Source organism: Rhodobacterales bacterium HKCCA1288 (genome assembly GCA_015693905.1).
Taxonomy (GTDB): domain Bacteria; phylum Pseudomonadota; class Alphaproteobacteria; order Rhodobacterales; family Rhodobacteraceae; genus M30B80.
In genome coordinates this window covers 920,161-935,855 of sequence record CP065161.1, presented here as the reverse complement: position 1 = coordinate 935,855, position 15,695 = coordinate 920,161, and the positions used below count along the sequence as shown (strand labels likewise).

The 15,695-nt window shown below is 56.2% G+C and carries 14 protein-coding genes and 1 riboswitch; of the genes, 6 read left to right on the top strand and 8 right to left on the bottom strand.

Annotated features, from left to right (window positions below; translation table 11 throughout):
- Window positions 1–19: 19 nt before the first annotated feature.
- Both I3V23_04560 and I3V23_04555 read right to left on the bottom strand, forming a co-directional pair.
- Window positions 20–1,183 (bottom strand): toxic anion resistance protein, encoded by a 1,164-nt coding sequence (locus I3V23_04560; GenBank protein QPI86252.1) that lies wholly within the window; start codon window positions 1,181–1,183, stop codon window positions 20–22.
- A gap of 39 nt (window positions 1,184–1,222) precedes the next feature.
- A complete protein-coding gene (locus I3V23_04555) occupies window positions 1,223–2,095 on the bottom strand; it encodes a 5-bromo-4-chloroindolyl phosphate hydrolysis family protein (GenBank protein QPI86251.1) in 873 nt (290 codons plus the stop codon).
- A 341-nt stretch (window positions 2,096–2,436) separates the two neighbouring features.
- A riboswitch (SAM riboswitch) is annotated at window positions 2,437–2,515 on the top strand.
- Between the two features lie 37 nt (window positions 2,516–2,552).
- On the opposite strand from I3V23_04555, the gene metZ reads away from it, so the two are divergent.
- From metZ to I3V23_04540, 3 genes are all read left to right on the top strand, one after another.
- Window positions 2,553–3,791: an O-succinylhomoserine sulfhydrylase gene (gene metZ, locus I3V23_04550; GenBank protein ID QPI86250.1), complete on the top strand. Its 1,239-nt coding sequence runs from the start codon at window positions 2,553–2,555 to the stop codon at window positions 3,789–3,791.
- A gap of 168 nt (window positions 3,792–3,959) precedes the next feature.
- On the top strand, window positions 3,960–5,057 hold the full coding sequence (locus tag I3V23_04545; GenBank protein ID QPI86249.1) for a GTP cyclohydrolase I FolE2: 1,098 nt from the start codon (window positions 3,960–3,962) through the stop codon (window positions 5,055–5,057).
- Between the two features lie 227 nt (window positions 5,058–5,284).
- On the top strand, window positions 5,285–6,733 hold the full coding sequence (locus tag I3V23_04540; GenBank protein ID QPI86248.1) for a TrkH family potassium uptake protein: 1,449 nt from the start codon (window positions 5,285–5,287) through the stop codon (window positions 6,731–6,733).
- Here I3V23_04540 and I3V23_04535 read toward each other — a convergent pair.
- Entirely contained in the window at window positions 6,708–7,922 is a 1,215-nt protein-coding gene (locus I3V23_04535; GenBank protein ID QPI86247.1) for an NAD(P)/FAD-dependent oxidoreductase, read from the bottom strand. The genes I3V23_04540 and I3V23_04535 overlap by 26 nt on opposite strands.
- A complete protein-coding gene (locus I3V23_04530) occupies window positions 7,923–8,558 on the bottom strand; it encodes a DnaJ domain-containing protein (protein ID QPI86246.1) in 636 nt (211 codons plus the stop codon).
- Between the two features lie 77 nt (window positions 8,559–8,635).
- On the opposite strand from I3V23_04530, the gene I3V23_04525 reads away from it, so the two are divergent.
- Window positions 8,636–8,908 (top strand): BolA family transcriptional regulator, encoded by a 273-nt coding sequence (locus tag I3V23_04525; protein QPI86245.1) that lies wholly within the window; start codon window positions 8,636–8,638, stop codon window positions 8,906–8,908.
- Between the two features lie 6 nt (window positions 8,909–8,914).
- On the opposite strand, the gene gatB is transcribed toward I3V23_04525, so the two are convergent.
- A complete protein-coding gene (gene gatB, locus I3V23_04520) occupies window positions 8,915–10,429 on the bottom strand; it encodes an Asp-tRNA(Asn)/Glu-tRNA(Gln) amidotransferase subunit GatB (protein ID QPI86244.1) in 1,515 nt (504 codons plus the stop codon).
- 133 nt (window positions 10,430–10,562) lie between these two features.
- Between gatB and I3V23_04515 the strand changes: the two genes are divergently transcribed.
- Both I3V23_04515 and I3V23_04510 read left to right on the top strand, forming a co-directional pair.
- On the top strand, window positions 10,563–11,180 hold the full coding sequence (locus tag I3V23_04515; GenBank protein ID QPI86243.1) for a transglycosylase SLT domain-containing protein: 618 nt from the start codon (window positions 10,563–10,565) through the stop codon (window positions 11,178–11,180).
- Window positions 11,177–11,908: a DUF1624 domain-containing protein gene (locus I3V23_04510; GenBank protein QPI86242.1), complete on the top strand. Its 732-nt coding sequence runs from the start codon at window positions 11,177–11,179 to the stop codon at window positions 11,906–11,908. The genes I3V23_04515 and I3V23_04510 overlap by 4 nt, the downstream gene beginning before the upstream one ends.
- On the opposite strand, the gene pepN is transcribed toward I3V23_04510, so the two are convergent.
- Genes pepN through I3V23_04495 form a run of 3 tightly spaced genes read right to left on the bottom strand, consistent with a single transcriptional unit; the run spans window position 11,896 to window position 15,638 of the window.
- Window positions 11,896–14,673 carry an aminopeptidase N gene (gene pepN / locus I3V23_04505; GenBank protein ID QPI86241.1) on the bottom strand — a complete coding sequence of 926 codons (2,778 nt, stop codon included), beginning with the start codon at window positions 14,671–14,673 and terminating at the stop codon, window positions 11,896–11,898. The genes I3V23_04510 and pepN overlap by 13 nt on opposite strands.
- Window positions 14,603–15,217 (bottom strand): NUDIX hydrolase, encoded by a 615-nt coding sequence (locus I3V23_04500; GenBank protein QPI86240.1) that lies wholly within the window; start codon window positions 15,215–15,217, stop codon window positions 14,603–14,605. The genes pepN and I3V23_04500 overlap by 71 nt, the downstream gene beginning before the upstream one ends.
- A complete protein-coding gene (locus I3V23_04495) occupies window positions 15,207–15,638 on the bottom strand; it encodes a DUF983 domain-containing protein (GenBank protein QPI86239.1) in 432 nt (143 codons plus the stop codon). The genes I3V23_04500 and I3V23_04495 overlap by 11 nt, the downstream gene beginning before the upstream one ends.
- Window positions 15,639–15,695: the final 57 nt, after the last annotated feature.

Below are 15,695 nucleotides of genomic sequence, written 5' to 3'. Positions count from 1 at the left end.
ACGCCTTATCTCTCCGCGCTTAGGACGCGGTGCTTGTGGATTTTGCCTTGGCGGCGGCCAGAGTATCGCGCAATTCCGCCTCCATTTTGATCATGTCTTCTTCTGCTTTGGCGCGGCGCATCCGCCCCTCATCTGCAATCGCAAGGCTATCTTCGATGGTTGCAACCAATTCTGCATTGGCACGTTTCACCGCCTCAATATCAAAAACGCCACGCTCCATTTCTTCGCGGATCATACGATTGGATGTGCGCAAATTCGAGGCATTCTTTTCCAATAGTTCATTGGTCAGATCTTTGGCTGCGCGCACCGCTTCGGCCGCTTCGGTCGAGCGTTGGATGGTCACGGCCTGTGCCAATTGGGTTTCCCACAGCGGCACGGTATTGACCAAGGTTGAGTTGATCTTGGTGACCAAGGATTTGTCATTCTCTTGCACCAAGCGGATAGAGGGCAGAGATTGCATGGTGACTTGGCGTGTCAGCTTAAGGTCATGCACACGCCGCTCAAGATCATCGCGAGCAGCGCGCAGGTCGCGCAATTCTTGCGCGCGGATCACTTGATCGGCTTCGGGTGCGGCGGCCACCTCCGCCTCCTTTGCAGGGATGTCATTATTGTCCAACGCAGCCAATTTGGCCTCGCCTGCGGCAATATAAATGGCAAGTGCATCATAAAATTGTAACGTCTTTTCATAAAGTTGATCTAATGACTTAATGTCACGCATGAGCTGATGTTCATGCCGCAACAGATCATCCGTGATCTTGTCGATTTGCCCTTGCACGGTTTCGTAACGCGCAAGGAAATCATGCACGGGCTTGGCGCGGCCAAGCAGGCGATCCCACCAACTGATTTTGCGGGTGGGGTCAAGCTCCTCCACGGAAAAGCCGCGGATCGTGCCAACAATATCGCGCAACGAGGCACCTGCGGGGCCGACATCCTTGTTGCGGACGCCATCGAGCATTGCCTGTGAAATGACCTGCAATTCTGCCTGCGCAGCGGAACCGAAAGACACGATTGAATTTGTGTCATGCATATCAATTTCTGCAATTGCTTTGGCGATGGCCTCGGCGGTCGGTTTGTCTGCGGCCTTCGGGTCTGGCAGCAGGTCGCTTGGGTCAGTCAAGACCACGGCGTTAATTTCATCGACCAATTTACTTGCGTCACGCGCGGCAGTTTTTGTGTCGGTCATTCTATCCCCCAATGTAAACCCCTGCACCGAGGGGTGGTTTTAAACAGCCTCGCGCGCCAATCTTTCGCGCAAAAGCTCGATATCTAGATCCAAGTCTTCCGTGTCGTTTTGGGCCAGTTTGGTGGTGCGCGCGGCAAAGTCGCGCTCAAGATCGTTCAAAAGCCCCTCAAAGCGGGTTTTAAGCGCCGCATCAGGACGTGCCGCATATAGGCTTTGGAACTTAACCGCGGCATCGCGCGCGCCTTCAAGGTAAACCCCCAAAAAGCGCCGCGCGGCATTCAGATCACGCGGGTCGCTTTCGATTTGGCGGAACATCGCCTGCGCTGTCTGTTGGAAGGCGATAACCCGCGCCTCTAGATCGCGCTGCCCCGTCTGGGTGACCGCATCGCGCATCTCCTGCAATAGGGCCTCGGCCGCTTCGATTTTATCGGCGAGGCGGCGCTCAGCGGTGCTGTCTATATCCGAAATGCCCTTATCCTGCAGCGGATCAATGCCGAAAGCCGCAAGGTGCAAAACCCCTGCAAAAACCGCAATTGCAGTAGCGTTCAAGATGGCCCATGTCCCGCCCCAAACCAACAGACCCACCGCCAGACCGCAAATGAGGGCAGCCATAATTTTGCGCGGGATCATGGGGCGGCGCGCCACAATGCGCACGGAATACGCGTCTTCTGCCTTGATCCCCTCCCGCGTCAACCATGCAGCAAAGCCGAGCAGGGCCGCGCCTGCCATATCAACCAACATCGTTGAGACGGGCTGGAAGAAACTGGGAAAGGCCGCGATGACAGGCAAGGCCGCGTAAATATTCAGGCGCGCCCCAAATCGCATGGGACGGCGGCCCTTGAAGGGGAGGGTGGCGTCTCGTGTGCCAGAGGAGGCATTGGGGCTGAATTGAGCGGTGTAGCGTGTGGCCATGTCTAGAATTCCCCAAAGCCGCCAAAAGCGGCCGTTAGGATGACGATCACCAAGATCGCAAATGTAATTGCCCCGATGGGTTTAGCCGACATGGCCAAATCCTTTTACAATACCACAGATGGGATTGGTCATTCCCTTACCCCTGTTTTAGGTTTCACCTTTAGCAGCCCAATGTGTCAACCTAAAGAACATAAAATTCATACATATATTGCGCCCTGCGGCTGCTTTGCGGTGGTGTGACTGGCAAAGATGTGGGGTGTCTTTGTCGGGGTTGCAATCCCGCCGCTTGGCGCGGTGCTTTGGCTTGCGGCCCCTTGACCCGATCAGGGTCAAGGCGTAATGCCCTGTCGCGTGGCGATTTGTTTACCGGATTGCGGGCCACAAAAAAAATGCCGCTAAAGAGGTCGAGGCCTGCTTGCCGCATGATGCCCGACCGTTCAGATGGAAGGGATATGAAATGTCAGACACAGGCGCCAAGAAATCCGTAGGTTTGAAATCCTTGCCCGATACTGTTTCCGCGCAGACACGCGCAGTGCATTCAGGCACCCGCCGCAGCCAATATGGCGAAGTGTCTGAGGCAATCTTTATGACCCAAGGTTTTGTCTATGACAGCGCCGAGGCGGCCGAGGCCCGCTTTATCGAAGCGGGGCGTGAGGAATTTATCTATGCCCGCTATGGCAACCCGACTGTCGCAATGTTCGAGGATCGGATCGCGGCGATTGAGGGCACAGAAGATGCTTTTGCAACCGCCTCTGGAATGGCGGCGGTGAATGGCGCGCTGATGTCCATGTTGCGCGCGGGGGATCATGTGGTGTCTGCGCGCGCCTTGTTCGGGTCTTGTCTCTACATTCTTGAGGAGATTTTGACCCGTTACGGGGTTGAGGTCACGTTTGTGGATGGCGATGACCTGACCCAATGGGAAGCCGCAATCATCAAGGGCAAAACCCGCGCTGTATTCTTCGAAAGTGTTTCGAACCCCACGTTGCAGGTTGTCGATATCGCCGCCGTTGCGCGTCTGGCCCATGATGCAGGCGCTTTGGTGGTGGTCGATAACGTGTTTGCCTCTCCCTTGTTCCAAGACAACCGCAAACTGGGCGTTGATGTCGTGATCTATTCCACGACCAAGCATATTGACGGGCAGGGGCGGTGTTTGGGCGGGGTGATTTGTGGCACCCGCGAGTTCATTCGCAAGACCGTGGAACCCTATCTGAAACATACAGGCGCGGCGATGTCGCCGTTTAACGCATGGGTTATGCTCAAGGGGTTGGAAACACTCCACCTGCGGGTTAACGCCCAAGCCGACACTGCTCTTGCCATTGCGCAAGGGCTAGAGGGGGAGGCGGGTGTGGCGCGGGTGCTCTATCCTCATCTCGACAGCCACCCGCAAGCCATGCTTGCCCGCACGCAAATGCAAAAAGGCGGCACAGTGATCGCGATTGAACTGGAGGGCGGGCGCGATGCGGCGTTTCGGTTCCTCAACGCGTTAGAGATCATTACAATCTCAAATAATTTGGGCGATGCAAAATCTATTATCACCCATCCTGCCACAACGACCCACCAGCGTTTGCCTGAGGATCAAAAGCAACATCTGGGCATCACATCTGGTCTCGTGCGCCTGTCGGTGGGGCTTGAGGACGTTAACGACCTGTTAAGGGATTTGAAACACGCGCTCGGTGCTGCGCGTGCTGAAAATTAACCCTTATTTTTGGGATTTTGTCGGAAACTCAAGGAATTGGTCGATATTTGTCGGGCCAATATTGATCCGTTGGGCGTTCACAATCGTAAACTATTCACAAAACAAGTTTGGATTCCGCGCACCAACACCCATATGATGGTAAGGTCGCGTGGCCGAAGGGGTGATGAGATGAACGTCCATATTGGTGCAGTTGCGAGTGAACCAACCCAAGACGAGGCCCGTGCGGCCTTGGCGCTTTTGAAACAGTGGGCGGAAAGCGCAAGCATGGCGGAGCGTGCCGCCCTTGATCCTGCGGTCTCCAAACTTTTGACCCCCTCCCAAGATTACCCCGAATTTTCGCGCAGCTATCCGCAGGATTTTACAGTGGATGCAGCCTATAAGGCGGGTCTTCCTGATCTTCAAAATGGCCCTGCCTCGCTGATTAAAGGGGCCAAGCGTCAAATCCAACATGTGGGGATTTCCAATTTCCGCCTGCCTATCCGCTATCACACCCGCGACAATGGCGATGTGATGCTGGAAACTTCGGTGACGGGCACCGTCAGCCTAGAGGCGGGCAAAAAGGGCATCAATATGAGCCGCATCATGCGCAGCTTCTATGCCCATACCGAAAAGACGTTCAGCTTTGAGGTGATCGAAGCTGCGCTTGATGATTACAAATCCGACCTCGAAAGTTTTGATGCGCGTATCCAAATGCGCCTTTCCTTCCCAATGAAGGTGCAGAGCCTGCGGTCTGGTCTTTCGGGGTATCAATATTATGACATTGCGCTGGAACTGGTCGAGCGCGATGGGGTGCGCCAGAAATTGGTGCATCTGGATTACGTTTATTCTTCGACCTGCCCCTGCTCGCTTGAATTGAGCGAACATGCGCGCGCCACGCGTGGGCAATTGGCCACCCCGCATTCGCAGCGATCTGTTGCGCGGATTTCGGTCGAGATTGCCCCTGACGCAGGGTGTTTGTGGTTTGAAGACCTGATTGAGATGGCGCGCCGCGCTGTGCCAACAGAAACGCAGGTCATGGTGAAACGCGAGGATGAACAAGCCTTCGCAGAATTAAACGCGGCAAACCCGATCTTTGTGGAAGATGCGGCCCGCCTTTTCGCAGGCGAGTTGCAAGCCGATCCACGGGTGGGCGATTTCCGTGTTTTGGCAAGCCACCAAGAAAGCCTGCACAGTCATGACGCAGTTAGCCTCTTGACCGAAGGCGCCACGTTTGAGCAGGCCAGCCTTGACCCCCGCCTTTTCCAAAGCCTGTTCCATATCGGCTAAGGGCCAAGACCCTATACGAAAAAAGCCCCAAGACGCGGGTCACGGATGTGACGCTGTCTTGAGGCTTTGCTCGGTCTGACGAAGCAGTCCGGTCGTATTCTAACGAACACAGTAAACTGCGGGCGTGGTGTTTGCAAATGAAATGAAGCCCCAGATCAAGGCTTTGGCGGGGTTTTAGGCCCTTCCACGCTTGACACTGCCTAAGTCAGGGGCCAACGCTCTGCCTCATGTTTGATATACGCCCCGTTGGATATGTCATTGGCCTGATCGTTACCTTTCTTGGGGTATCGATGCTTGTGCCTATGGGGGTGGATCTTGCCTTGGCCAATGGCGAATGGGGTGTCTTTGCCGAGTCTGCCGCAATCTCGGTGTTTATCGGCCTTGCTTTGGTGTTTTCCTGCGCCAATGGGGTGCAGCAGGGCCTGAGCCTACAACAGACCTTTCTTCTGACAACCGCAATTTGGGCGATTTTGCCGATCTTTGCGGCGCTTCCCTTTGTGTTCGGCGCAACAGATGCACGGATTGTTGATGCAGTGTTTGAGGCGATGTCAGGGCTGACGACAACAGGCTCAACTGTTTTCACAGGCTTGGAATATTTACCCCACGGGCTGAACCTTTGGCGGGCGATGATCCAATGGTTTGGCGGGGTGGGTATCATCGTGGTCGCGATGGTGTTTTTGCCTGAATTGCGGGTGGGGGGGATGCAAATCTTCCGCTCCGAGGCATTTGAAACAATGGGAAAAATCTTGCCCCGCGCAACTGAAATTGCGGCGCGTATTTCGGTGATCTATGTGGCGCTGACTTTCCTGTGCTTTCTGGCTTATTGGGCCTTAGGCATGACCTTTTACAACGCGATCTTCCACGCCTTTACCACGCTGTCCACGGGTGGGTTTTCGAACACAGATGCCTCTTTTGGGGTGTATCAAGGCCCACTTGAATATGTCGCGGCGGTGTTCATGATTTTGGCAAGCCTGCCCTTTGTGCGCTTTGTGCAACTTTTGGCGGGCACGGCAGAACCGCTTTATCGTGACAGCCAAGTGCGCGCGTATCTTGGGGTCATCACGGCCCTTGTGCTGATCATGACAGTGTATCGGATTGTCGCGAATGGCGACCATCTCGAGCATGGGATCCGCGAAGGGCTGTTCAACGTCACCTCCATCATATCTGGCACAGGCTATTCTTCGGTGGATTACCAACTTTGGGGGCCTTTGCCCGTGGTGGTGTTCTTCTTTGTCGGCTTGATTGGGGGATGTGCGGGTTCGACCTCCTGTTCAATCAAAATATTCCGCTACCAGATTTTGCTCGAATCCATCTCCACCCAAGTGCGCCGCTTGTCGGCCCCCCATGGTGTGTTCGAACCTCGCTTTGAGGGGCGGCCTGTTTCGGCAGATGTCCTCTCCTCCGTCATGGGGTTCTTTGTGTTGTTCTTTGTGTTGTTGGGGATTTTCGCGGTGGCTTTGGGATTGACGGGGCTAGATTTCGTCACCTCTGTGTCTGGGGCTGCCACCGCCTTGGCAAATATCGGGCCAGGATTGGGGGATGTGATTGGCCCCTCTGGCAATTTTGCCCCGCTCAATGATGCGGCGAAGTGGATTTTGACGCTGGGCATGTTGCTTGGCCGCCTTGAATTGTTGGCGGTTTTGGTGCTGTTCATGCCTGCCTTTTGGCGCGGATAGCCGCCCCTGCCGCAACGGCCGAGGCCCATGCCCATTGAAAATTATATCCACCCAACCAACCCGTGACATCCACGGCTTCACCAATGAAATAGAGGTTGGGGATATGCGTGGATTGCATAGTTTTGGAACTCAAGCCATCGGTCGCGACACCGCCCAAGGTCACTTCGGCGGTGCGATACCCTTCGGTGGCTGTGGGCCGCAGTCGCCAATCCTGCAATGCCTCGACAATCTCGCGCAGGCGCGCATCGCTGCAATCGGCGATATTGCCGGCAAGGCTTTGGGTTTGCCCAAAATCCGCAACAAAGGCTTTAGGCAGATAATCGGACAACACCCCGTGCAGGCTGCGCTTGCCTGATTCACCCCGCGCTCCGCGCAGGACAGCGAAAAAATCCGTTTCGGGGTCGATATGCAGCGTGATCTCTTGCCCTTCGCGCCAATAGGATGAAATTTGCAAAATCGCGGGGCCAGACAGGCCGCGATGGGTGAAAAGCATGGCTTCGTCAAATTCTGCATCGGCCGCCTTGGCGCGCACAGGCAGGGAGAGCCCAGCCAGCGCCGCGAACCGCGCGCGTTGCCCCTCGTCAAACGTAAAGGGCACAAGGGCAGGGCGGGTGTCGGTGACGCGGTGACCGAAGGTTTCTGCAATCTGATAGGCCAAGCCTGTAGCACCCATTTTGGGGATGGATTTTCCGCCCGTGGCCACGATGAGATGATCGGCATATATCTCGCGCGCTTGGCCCTGTTTTTCGACTAATGCGCAAAATTTATCCCCGCTCTGCCGCACCGAAGAAATGCTTGTTTCTAGCCAAAGTTCGGCACCGACCGCCGTCATCTCGGCCCGCAGCATTGCGATGATCTCTTTCGCAGATGTGTCACAGAACAGCTGCCCCAAGGTTTTCTCATGCCATGAAATGCGGTGGCGATTGACCAAATCGAGAAAATCATAGGGGCCGTATCGCGACAGAGCAGATTTGGCGAAATGCGGATTTTCGGACAAAAACGCGGAAGAGTCACAGTAAATATTGGTAAAGTTACATCGCCCGCCGCCTGAGATGCGGATTTTCTCACCCGCGGCTTTTGCGTGGTCTATCACCAAAACGCCCGCGCCCGAATGGGCCGCGGCCATCATCCCCGCCGCACCCGCGCCAAGTATTAGGGTGCTGACATGATGCTGCGGCAGCTGTGCCATTTAGTCCACGAAATTGCGGCTGATCTTGATCTGATCCCAAGCCCAGACCACCTCTTGGAGGCGTTCCTCATCCGAACGGTCACCGCCATTCATATCGGGATGCAGAACCTTGATCAGCGCCTTGTAGCATTTGCGAATTTCGGTCTTGTTCATCGTGTCGCGGGCTTCCAAAATCTCAAGCGCACGCCGTTCTGTTGGCGGCAGTTTGCGCCCCGATTGTGCCCCACCTGCCTGCCCTGGATTACGGGTGGCATTGCCGCCCAAAACCTGATGCGGGTCATCCACGCCTAGCCGTGCCCATGCTTTTTCTTCAACCGATTTTTTGAAGGGTTTGGTCGGCCTGTCCCAGACGCGATCGCGGTCAAGCTGCGCTTCCATCTCGGCCTCGGTCGTGCCCTCAAAGAAATTCCATTTGAGGTTATATTCGCGCACATGTTCGCGACAGAACCAGAAGAAATCTTCAAGATTGTCGGGGGATTTGGGCGCACGATACTGCCCCGCCTCTTCGCAGGCGGGATGCTCGCATTTGCGCTGCGAGGTTTCAAATGCCCCAGACATGCCACGCCGGCCCGTCTTGCGTTTCTTCTTGTCGGTCGAAACGCGAAGGTCAAAATTAAATGGATCTTTGTCGGTCATGGGCCTGTCCTTCTCGACTCGGAACGGGCAGTCTAAGCTATTGGTGGCGAAGGTGAAGGGCTAGGGTGAAGATTTTCATGACAAGAACCGAAAAAATTCGTGACGCATTAGAAAAAGCATTCAATCCCAAAGTGTTGGATGTTCACGATGAAAGTGAGGCCCATCGTGGTCATAGCGGCTATCAAGAGGGGGGCGAAAGTCATTTTCGCGTGGTGATCCGCGCCGATGGATTGGCGGGATTGTCGCGCATTGCGCGCCATCGTGCCGTGCATGACGCCATCGGCAAGCCTTTGATGGGCGAAATTCACGCTTTGGCCATTGATGCAGACGGGCCTGAGCGGCCCGCCTGAGAAGGGTTACAGCCCTAGTTTCTGGCTGACCAACTGGTTCACAGCGGCAGGGTTTGCCTTGCCGCCTGTGGCCTTCATCACCTGACCCACGAACCACCCCGCAAGTTTCGGGTTCTGCTTGGCCTTCTCCACTTGGGCGGGATTGGCGGCAATGATCTCGTCTACCGCTGCTTCAATCGCGCCTGTATCCGTGACCTGTTTCATGCCGCGCGCTTCGACAATCTGCGCGGGGTCGCCGCCTTCGGTATAGACGATTTCGAACAGGTCTTTTGCGATTTTGCCCGAAATATCCCCCGCCTTAATCAGCGCTATGATGCCCGCAAGCTGTGCAGGTGAGACAGGGCTGTCACTGATCTCGCGCTCGTCTTTCTTTAGGCGACCAAAGAGTTCGTTGATGACCCAATTCGCGGCCAGTTTCCCGTCTTTGGCGGTGGCAGCGACCTCTTCGAAAAACGCGCTGGCGGTGACATCGGCGGTCAAAACGCTGGCATCATAATCTGAAAGGCCAAAATCGCCGATAAAGCGCGCCTTTTTGGCATCGGGCAATTCGGGCAGGTTCGCGCGAATGTCGTCCACCCATGCCTGCTCAATCTCAAGCGGCAAGAGGTCGGGATCTGGGAAGTAGCGATAATCATGCGCCTCTTCTTTCGACCGCATCGAACGCGTTTCGCCCTTATCAGGATCATAGAGCCGTGTTTCCTGATCCACAGTGCCGCCATTTTCGATAATGGCGATTTGGCGGCGTGCCTCATATTCGATGGCCTGTTGAATGAACCGCAGCGAATTCATGTTCTTGATCTCGCAGCGCGTGCCAAGATGGCTGAAATCACCCGTTTCACGGAATTTTTCATAGGCACCCGGTGCGCAGACAGACACGTTTACATCCGCACGTAGATTGCCGTTTTGCATATTCCCGTCACACGTGCCCAGATAGAGCATGATTTGGCGCAATTTAGAGACATAGGCCGCTGCCTCCTCTGGGCCGCGAATATCGGGGCGCGAGACAATCTCCATCAACGCGACACCCGTGCGGTTGAGATCCACGAAAGACAGGGCGGGATCCATATCATGGATGGATTTGCCTGCGTCTTGCTCCAAGTGGATACGCTCAATGCGCACAATCCTCGCCGTGCCATCGCCAAGCTCGACCAAAACCTCACCTTCGCCCACGATCGGGTGATACAATTGGCTGATCTGATAACCTTGCGGAAGGTCAGGGTAGAAATAGTTTTTGCGATCAAAGGCCGAAAACAAATTGATTTCCGCCTTCAGGCCCAATCCTGTGCGCACCGCTTGGGCCACGCAGGCCTCGTTGATCACAGGCAGCATTCCTGGCATGCCAGCATCCACAAAGGCCACGTTAGAATTGGGCTCTGCCCCAAATTTCGTTGAGGCCCCCGAAAAGAGTTTCGCACGGGTTGCGACCTGCGCGTGCACTTCCATCCCGATCACAAGTTCCCAATCGGATTTGGCACCCGCGATCACTTTGGGTTTTGGGGCTTCATAGCTGAGGTCAAGCATGGCGCATCTCTCCAACAGGCGGTTTCCCGCCGTTTACTAGGCCAGCCCGTAGGGCGCGGCAAGGGCAGGACTTGCATTTTGAGGCAAAATAAGGGCAAAGGGCGGGCATCTATTGGCCACCTGAGGGAATTGCATGTTTTCATTCAAAAGGAATGAACGCGATCTGGCGCATTATGCGTGTAAATTCGGCAAATGTGCTGCAACCTTTTTGGGCGCGGCGGTTCTGATGGGATGTGTCGGCGCGCAGGCTGATTTGCCCGCCGCACGTTGGGATGAAACCCCACAGGCCCAAGATTGGACAAAGGCAAGCCTCTCGATGTTGGAGGAGGACGCAGCCGTTTTGGTTGAGACAACCCCTGCGGATATCGAGGCATGGTGTCCCGCCTATGATGAGGCGAACCCAGAACAGCGTGCTGCGTTCTGGAACGGGCTGTTGTCCAGTTTGGCCTATCGTGAAAGCACCTTCCGCGAAGATGCGATTTCGTCAAATGGTAAGTGGCATGGTCTTTTGCAAATCTCGCCCGCAACTGCGCGCGGCTATGGCTGTGCTGCTGGCACAAGCGAGGCTTTGCGCGAGGGCGAGGCGAATTTGCGTTGTGCTTTGCGCATTTGGTCATCAACTGTCGTGCGCGATGGGGTCATTGCCGAAGATCAAGGCGGGGTTGCGGCCGATTGGGGGCCGTTGCAACGCGAAGCCTTGCGCAATGATATTCGCGGTTGGGTGTCGGAGCAGGATTACTGCCAGTCATGACGGCGCGCTTGTCGGGTTTGGATCAGGCGCGCGGTGTCGCGCTTGTGGCCATGGCAAGTTATCATTTCATTTTTGATCTTGATTTATTCGGGCTTGTGCCTTCGGGGACAGCCCTGTCCCCCTATATGCGCGGCTATGCTGTCGCGATTGCGGGCAGCTTTCTGTTCCTGTCGGGCCTCAGCATGGTCTTGGCCCATGGGGTGGGGCGGCGGTGGCCCGCTTTTTGGCGGCGATGGGGCATTTTGGTCGCTGCTGCGGCGGCGGTCAGCCTTGCGACCTATTTTGCCTTTGGGGCGCAATTTGTCTTTTGGGGCATTTTGCACATGATGGCGGCTGCAAGCCTAGTGGGGATTGTCCTTTTGGGGCGGGTGCCCGCTTGGGGCTTGGCCGTGCTTGGTGTCTTGGCCCTTGCTGCAGGGGTTTGGCTGCGCCTGCCTGCGCTTGAGCACCCGATATTTTGGATCACAGGCGCACAGGCGGCGCGGCCTGTGACAGTGGATTATTTGCCAATCTTGCCATGGATCGGCCCCTATCTTTTGGGCATGGCTTGGGCGCAATTTGCCCGTGATCTGGGCAGGCCGATCATGCCACAAAAGATATGCGGTGGTGCGCTTGGGGCGGGTTTGGCCCTTTTGGGGCGCAATTCCCTTGCGTTTTATCTCATCCACCAACCCGTGCTGCTGGCATTGGTCGGTGGATATGTTTGGCTGCTGGATTATGCGCCTTGATAACCCGCACGCATTCTTGCCACCATCTCGCTCATATCGCGGCTGAGGTTCGGGGTTTCAGAAATACGCTTTAGCGCCTCTTGGATCAGGGCCTGACGATCAACATCATAGCGCGCCCATGTCTCAAAGGCGGTGGACATCCGCGCCGCGGTTTGCGGGTTTTTGCCATCCATGCGGATCAACCAATCCGCGAGGAACTGATAGCCCGCGCCTGAGGGCGCATGAAAGCCCGCAGGGTTGGCTGAGGTCAGACCTGCAATCACCGCGCGGAAGCGATTGGGGTTTTTCCAATCAAAATCTGCGTGCTCGGTCAGGCGATGTGCAACTTGCGCGGCCTCATCAGGGGCGGCATGGGCGATTTGCAGCATGAACCATTTATCCATCACGATGCGGTTTTCATGCCATTGGTCGTAGAAGGCCATGCTGGCCTGCTGTGCAACATCACCCCCGTGATCCAACAGCGCACCGAAAGCGGCCAATTGATCGGTCATATTGGTGGCCGTCTCGAATTGCGTCTGCGCGAGCTCTGGGCCATGCACACGGGTCAAGGCGCGCAGGGCCACGTTGCGCAAACTGCGCCGGCCCGCGGAGGCCGCATCAGGGCTATAGCCGTCTTTATCGGTCAGTGTTTCGAACAGCCGCGTGTAAATCGGCGCAAGTGCAGCTGCGATGGACTGTTCCAAAGCGCGGCGCTTTTCGTGGATGCTGCTTGGATCAGGCACCACGCCTGCTTCGGCCAAATCATTGGCCAGCGCATCTTCGCTTGGCAGGCTTGCGCATAGCGCCCTAAACTCGGGGTCGAGCGTGTCATCCTGCACCACCGCAGCGAGGGCTGAGATATAGTCAGGGTTCGGGGCTGTCCCATCGGTGATCATTGCGCACAGAACCTCACGCGATAGACTGCGGCCCGCTTCCCATCGGTTGAACGGGTCTGTGTCATGGGCAAAGAGGGTCGCGCGCGCAGCAAAATCTTGCTCGATTTCTAAAATCACAGGGGCCGAGAATTCGCGCAAGACCGACAGCACAGGGGCTTCAGGCAGATCGTCAAACACCAATTCCATTTCAGGATCCGCCATTTCGACAATCTGCGTGGGCCGCAATTCGCGCCCGTCCTGACCCAATAGGCCAAGCGCCACGGGGAACAACAAGGGCTCTTTCAGCGGTTGGTTGGGGGTAGGGTCGGTGCGCTGTGCCAATTTCAGCACCAAGCGCCCATCTTGATAGGTGGAGGTGACCGTCAAACGCGGCGTGCCTGCCTGTTCATACCACCGTTTGAATTGCGACAGATCGCGCAAAGTGGTGTCCTCGAACACCTGCAACCAATCCTCGATGGTGCAGGCCTGCCCATCATGGCGGTCGAAATAGAGATCAAGCGCCGCGCGATAGGCCCCTTCGCCCACCAAAAGCCGCAGCATGCGGATCAGCTCTGCCCCTTTTTCGTAAACAGTGGCCGTGTAGAAATTGTTGATCTCGACAAAACTTGCAGGGCGCACGGGATGCGCCAATGGGCCTGCATCCTCGCGGAATTGGCGCGCGCGCAGATTCAGCACATCACCAATTCGCTGCACAGGCGCGGATCGGGCATCTGCGCTGAACTGTTGATCGCGAAAGACGGTTAAGCCCTCTTTGAGGCAGAGTTGAAACCAATCGCGGCAGGTGATGCGATTGCCTGTCCAATTGTGGAAATATTCATGGGCGATGATCCGCTCGATAAAGGCATAATCTTGATCCGTTGCGGTTTCAGGGCTGGCCAATACATATTTGGAGTTGAAGATGTTCAGCCCCTTATTCTCCATCGCGCCCATGTTGAAATCATCGACCGCCACGATGTTAAACAGATCAAGGTCATATTCGCGGCCATACACCTGTTCATCCCAGATCATTGACCGCTTGAGCGCGTCCATCGCATAGGCGCAATACCCCTCATCACCGGGGCGGACATAGATATTGAGATCAACCTCGCGTCCCGAGGCCGTGGTGAACTGATCGCTATAGGCGCGCAAATCGCCTGCCACCAAAGCAAAGAGATAAGCAGGTTTGGGCCAAGGGTCATGCCATTCTGCATAGCCTGCGCCTGTCTCGCCCCGATTACCATTGGACAGTAGGATCGGTGCATCCCCCTCAATGCGCACATCAAAAGGCGCCATGACATCGGGGCGGTCGGGGTAATAGGTTATTTTGCGAAACCCTTCCGCCTCGCATTGGGTGCAATACATGCCCTTGGACATACAAAGCCCCTCAAGGGCTGTGTTATCCTGTGGTGCGATTTCGACTTCGGCCTCCCAAACAAAGCCGCCCTCTGGCAGGCGTGCGGCAGGCACAGTCAGGGCAGCCTCACTGAGGCGATAATCGGCCTCACCTAACGCTGTTCCATCTATCTTTGCCCAGATCAGGCGCAGATCCTCGCCATCAAGCACAAGCGCGCCTTCGCCCAAACCTTGCGCCTCGGGGTTGGGGCGAAAGGTGATCCGTGAAATGACCCGCGTGGCCTTTGGTGCAAGGCGAAAGGTAAGATGCACATGGTCAATCAAATACTCGGGCGGGGTGTAGTCACTGAGCCAAATGGTGCGGGGCGTGGCAGTGGCGGATGTTGCATCAAGGGGCAGGACGGACACGGGGCAGGCCTCATTATATCGGGGAAGGGTTGGCCTTAGGCTATGCGCGGCGGTGACAGGCTGCAACCAGATAGGTGGGTTAGAGCCAGTAAAACCGCGATATATCTGTGCGATTGTCGAAGAACGCCACCGCCTCAGGCCGAAATCCATAGCCGTGGCGCGCCACCGCTTGGGACAATTCCGCGAGGATCACATGGGTGATAAAGGGGATGTCCAAGCGTTGCGCCTCTGCCAGATCAAGCCATGTCAGATGAGACAACTCGCCATCGCCTTTGGTGAAATCCTGCGCAACGCCCCTCAGATCGTCAGCACGCGCCAAAAAGAAGCGCGCGTCAAAGCGGCGTGGGCGGCCTGTGGGGGTGACGGCACGGAAAAAGAAATCAACCCTTCGCGGGTCGTGTGGGCCAAGGCTGAGCCCTGTTTCTTCGTGCAACTCGCGAAAGGCTGCGTTGATTAAGGCCTCGGGTGAACAGGCGCTGTCATGGCTGAGGCGCGCTGCAAGCGCATCAGGGATTGCGTGAGCAAGCGGGGTGTCGTGATCCACCGCATCCACCGCCCCGCCAGGGAATACAAATTTTTGCGGCATGAACGCGGCAGATGCCCCGCGTTGGCCCATTAAGACCTGCGCGCCTTTTGTGCTGTCGCGCAACAAGATGATGCTTGCGGCATCCCGAATGGGAGGATCAGAAACCATGCATCCGCTTGGCCCATTGGATGCCCACAATCAGCCCTTTAAAGCGGGGCAAGAGGAACAGTGCCACCACAAAGGCCCCAAGCGAAAACCCGCCTGCCATAACCCATGGGCTTGGTTGATAGGCCGTATAAACCCAGAGCATTAAGGTGCCCAAGATTTTCGCTGTGACGAGGATCGTCAAATAGGCAGGCCCATCATCCGCGCGGGCGTGGCTCAGATCTTCGCCACAGCTGCCACAGGTTTTTACAAGGTTCAGATAGCCGCTAAACAGTGCGCCCTCACCACAGCACGGGCAGCGGCCGCGCATGGCTTTGGCAATCGCGGGCCATGTTGGGCGTTCCTGCGGGACATGATCGAAAACACCATCCGCCAAGGCAGTGATTGGATCGATTTCAGCCGCTTCGGTGCTGGGGTTTGCCATGGCGCGCATCCTTTTCTTGTCTCGACCCTAGCCCTAGCGCAAAGCGCAATCATTGGC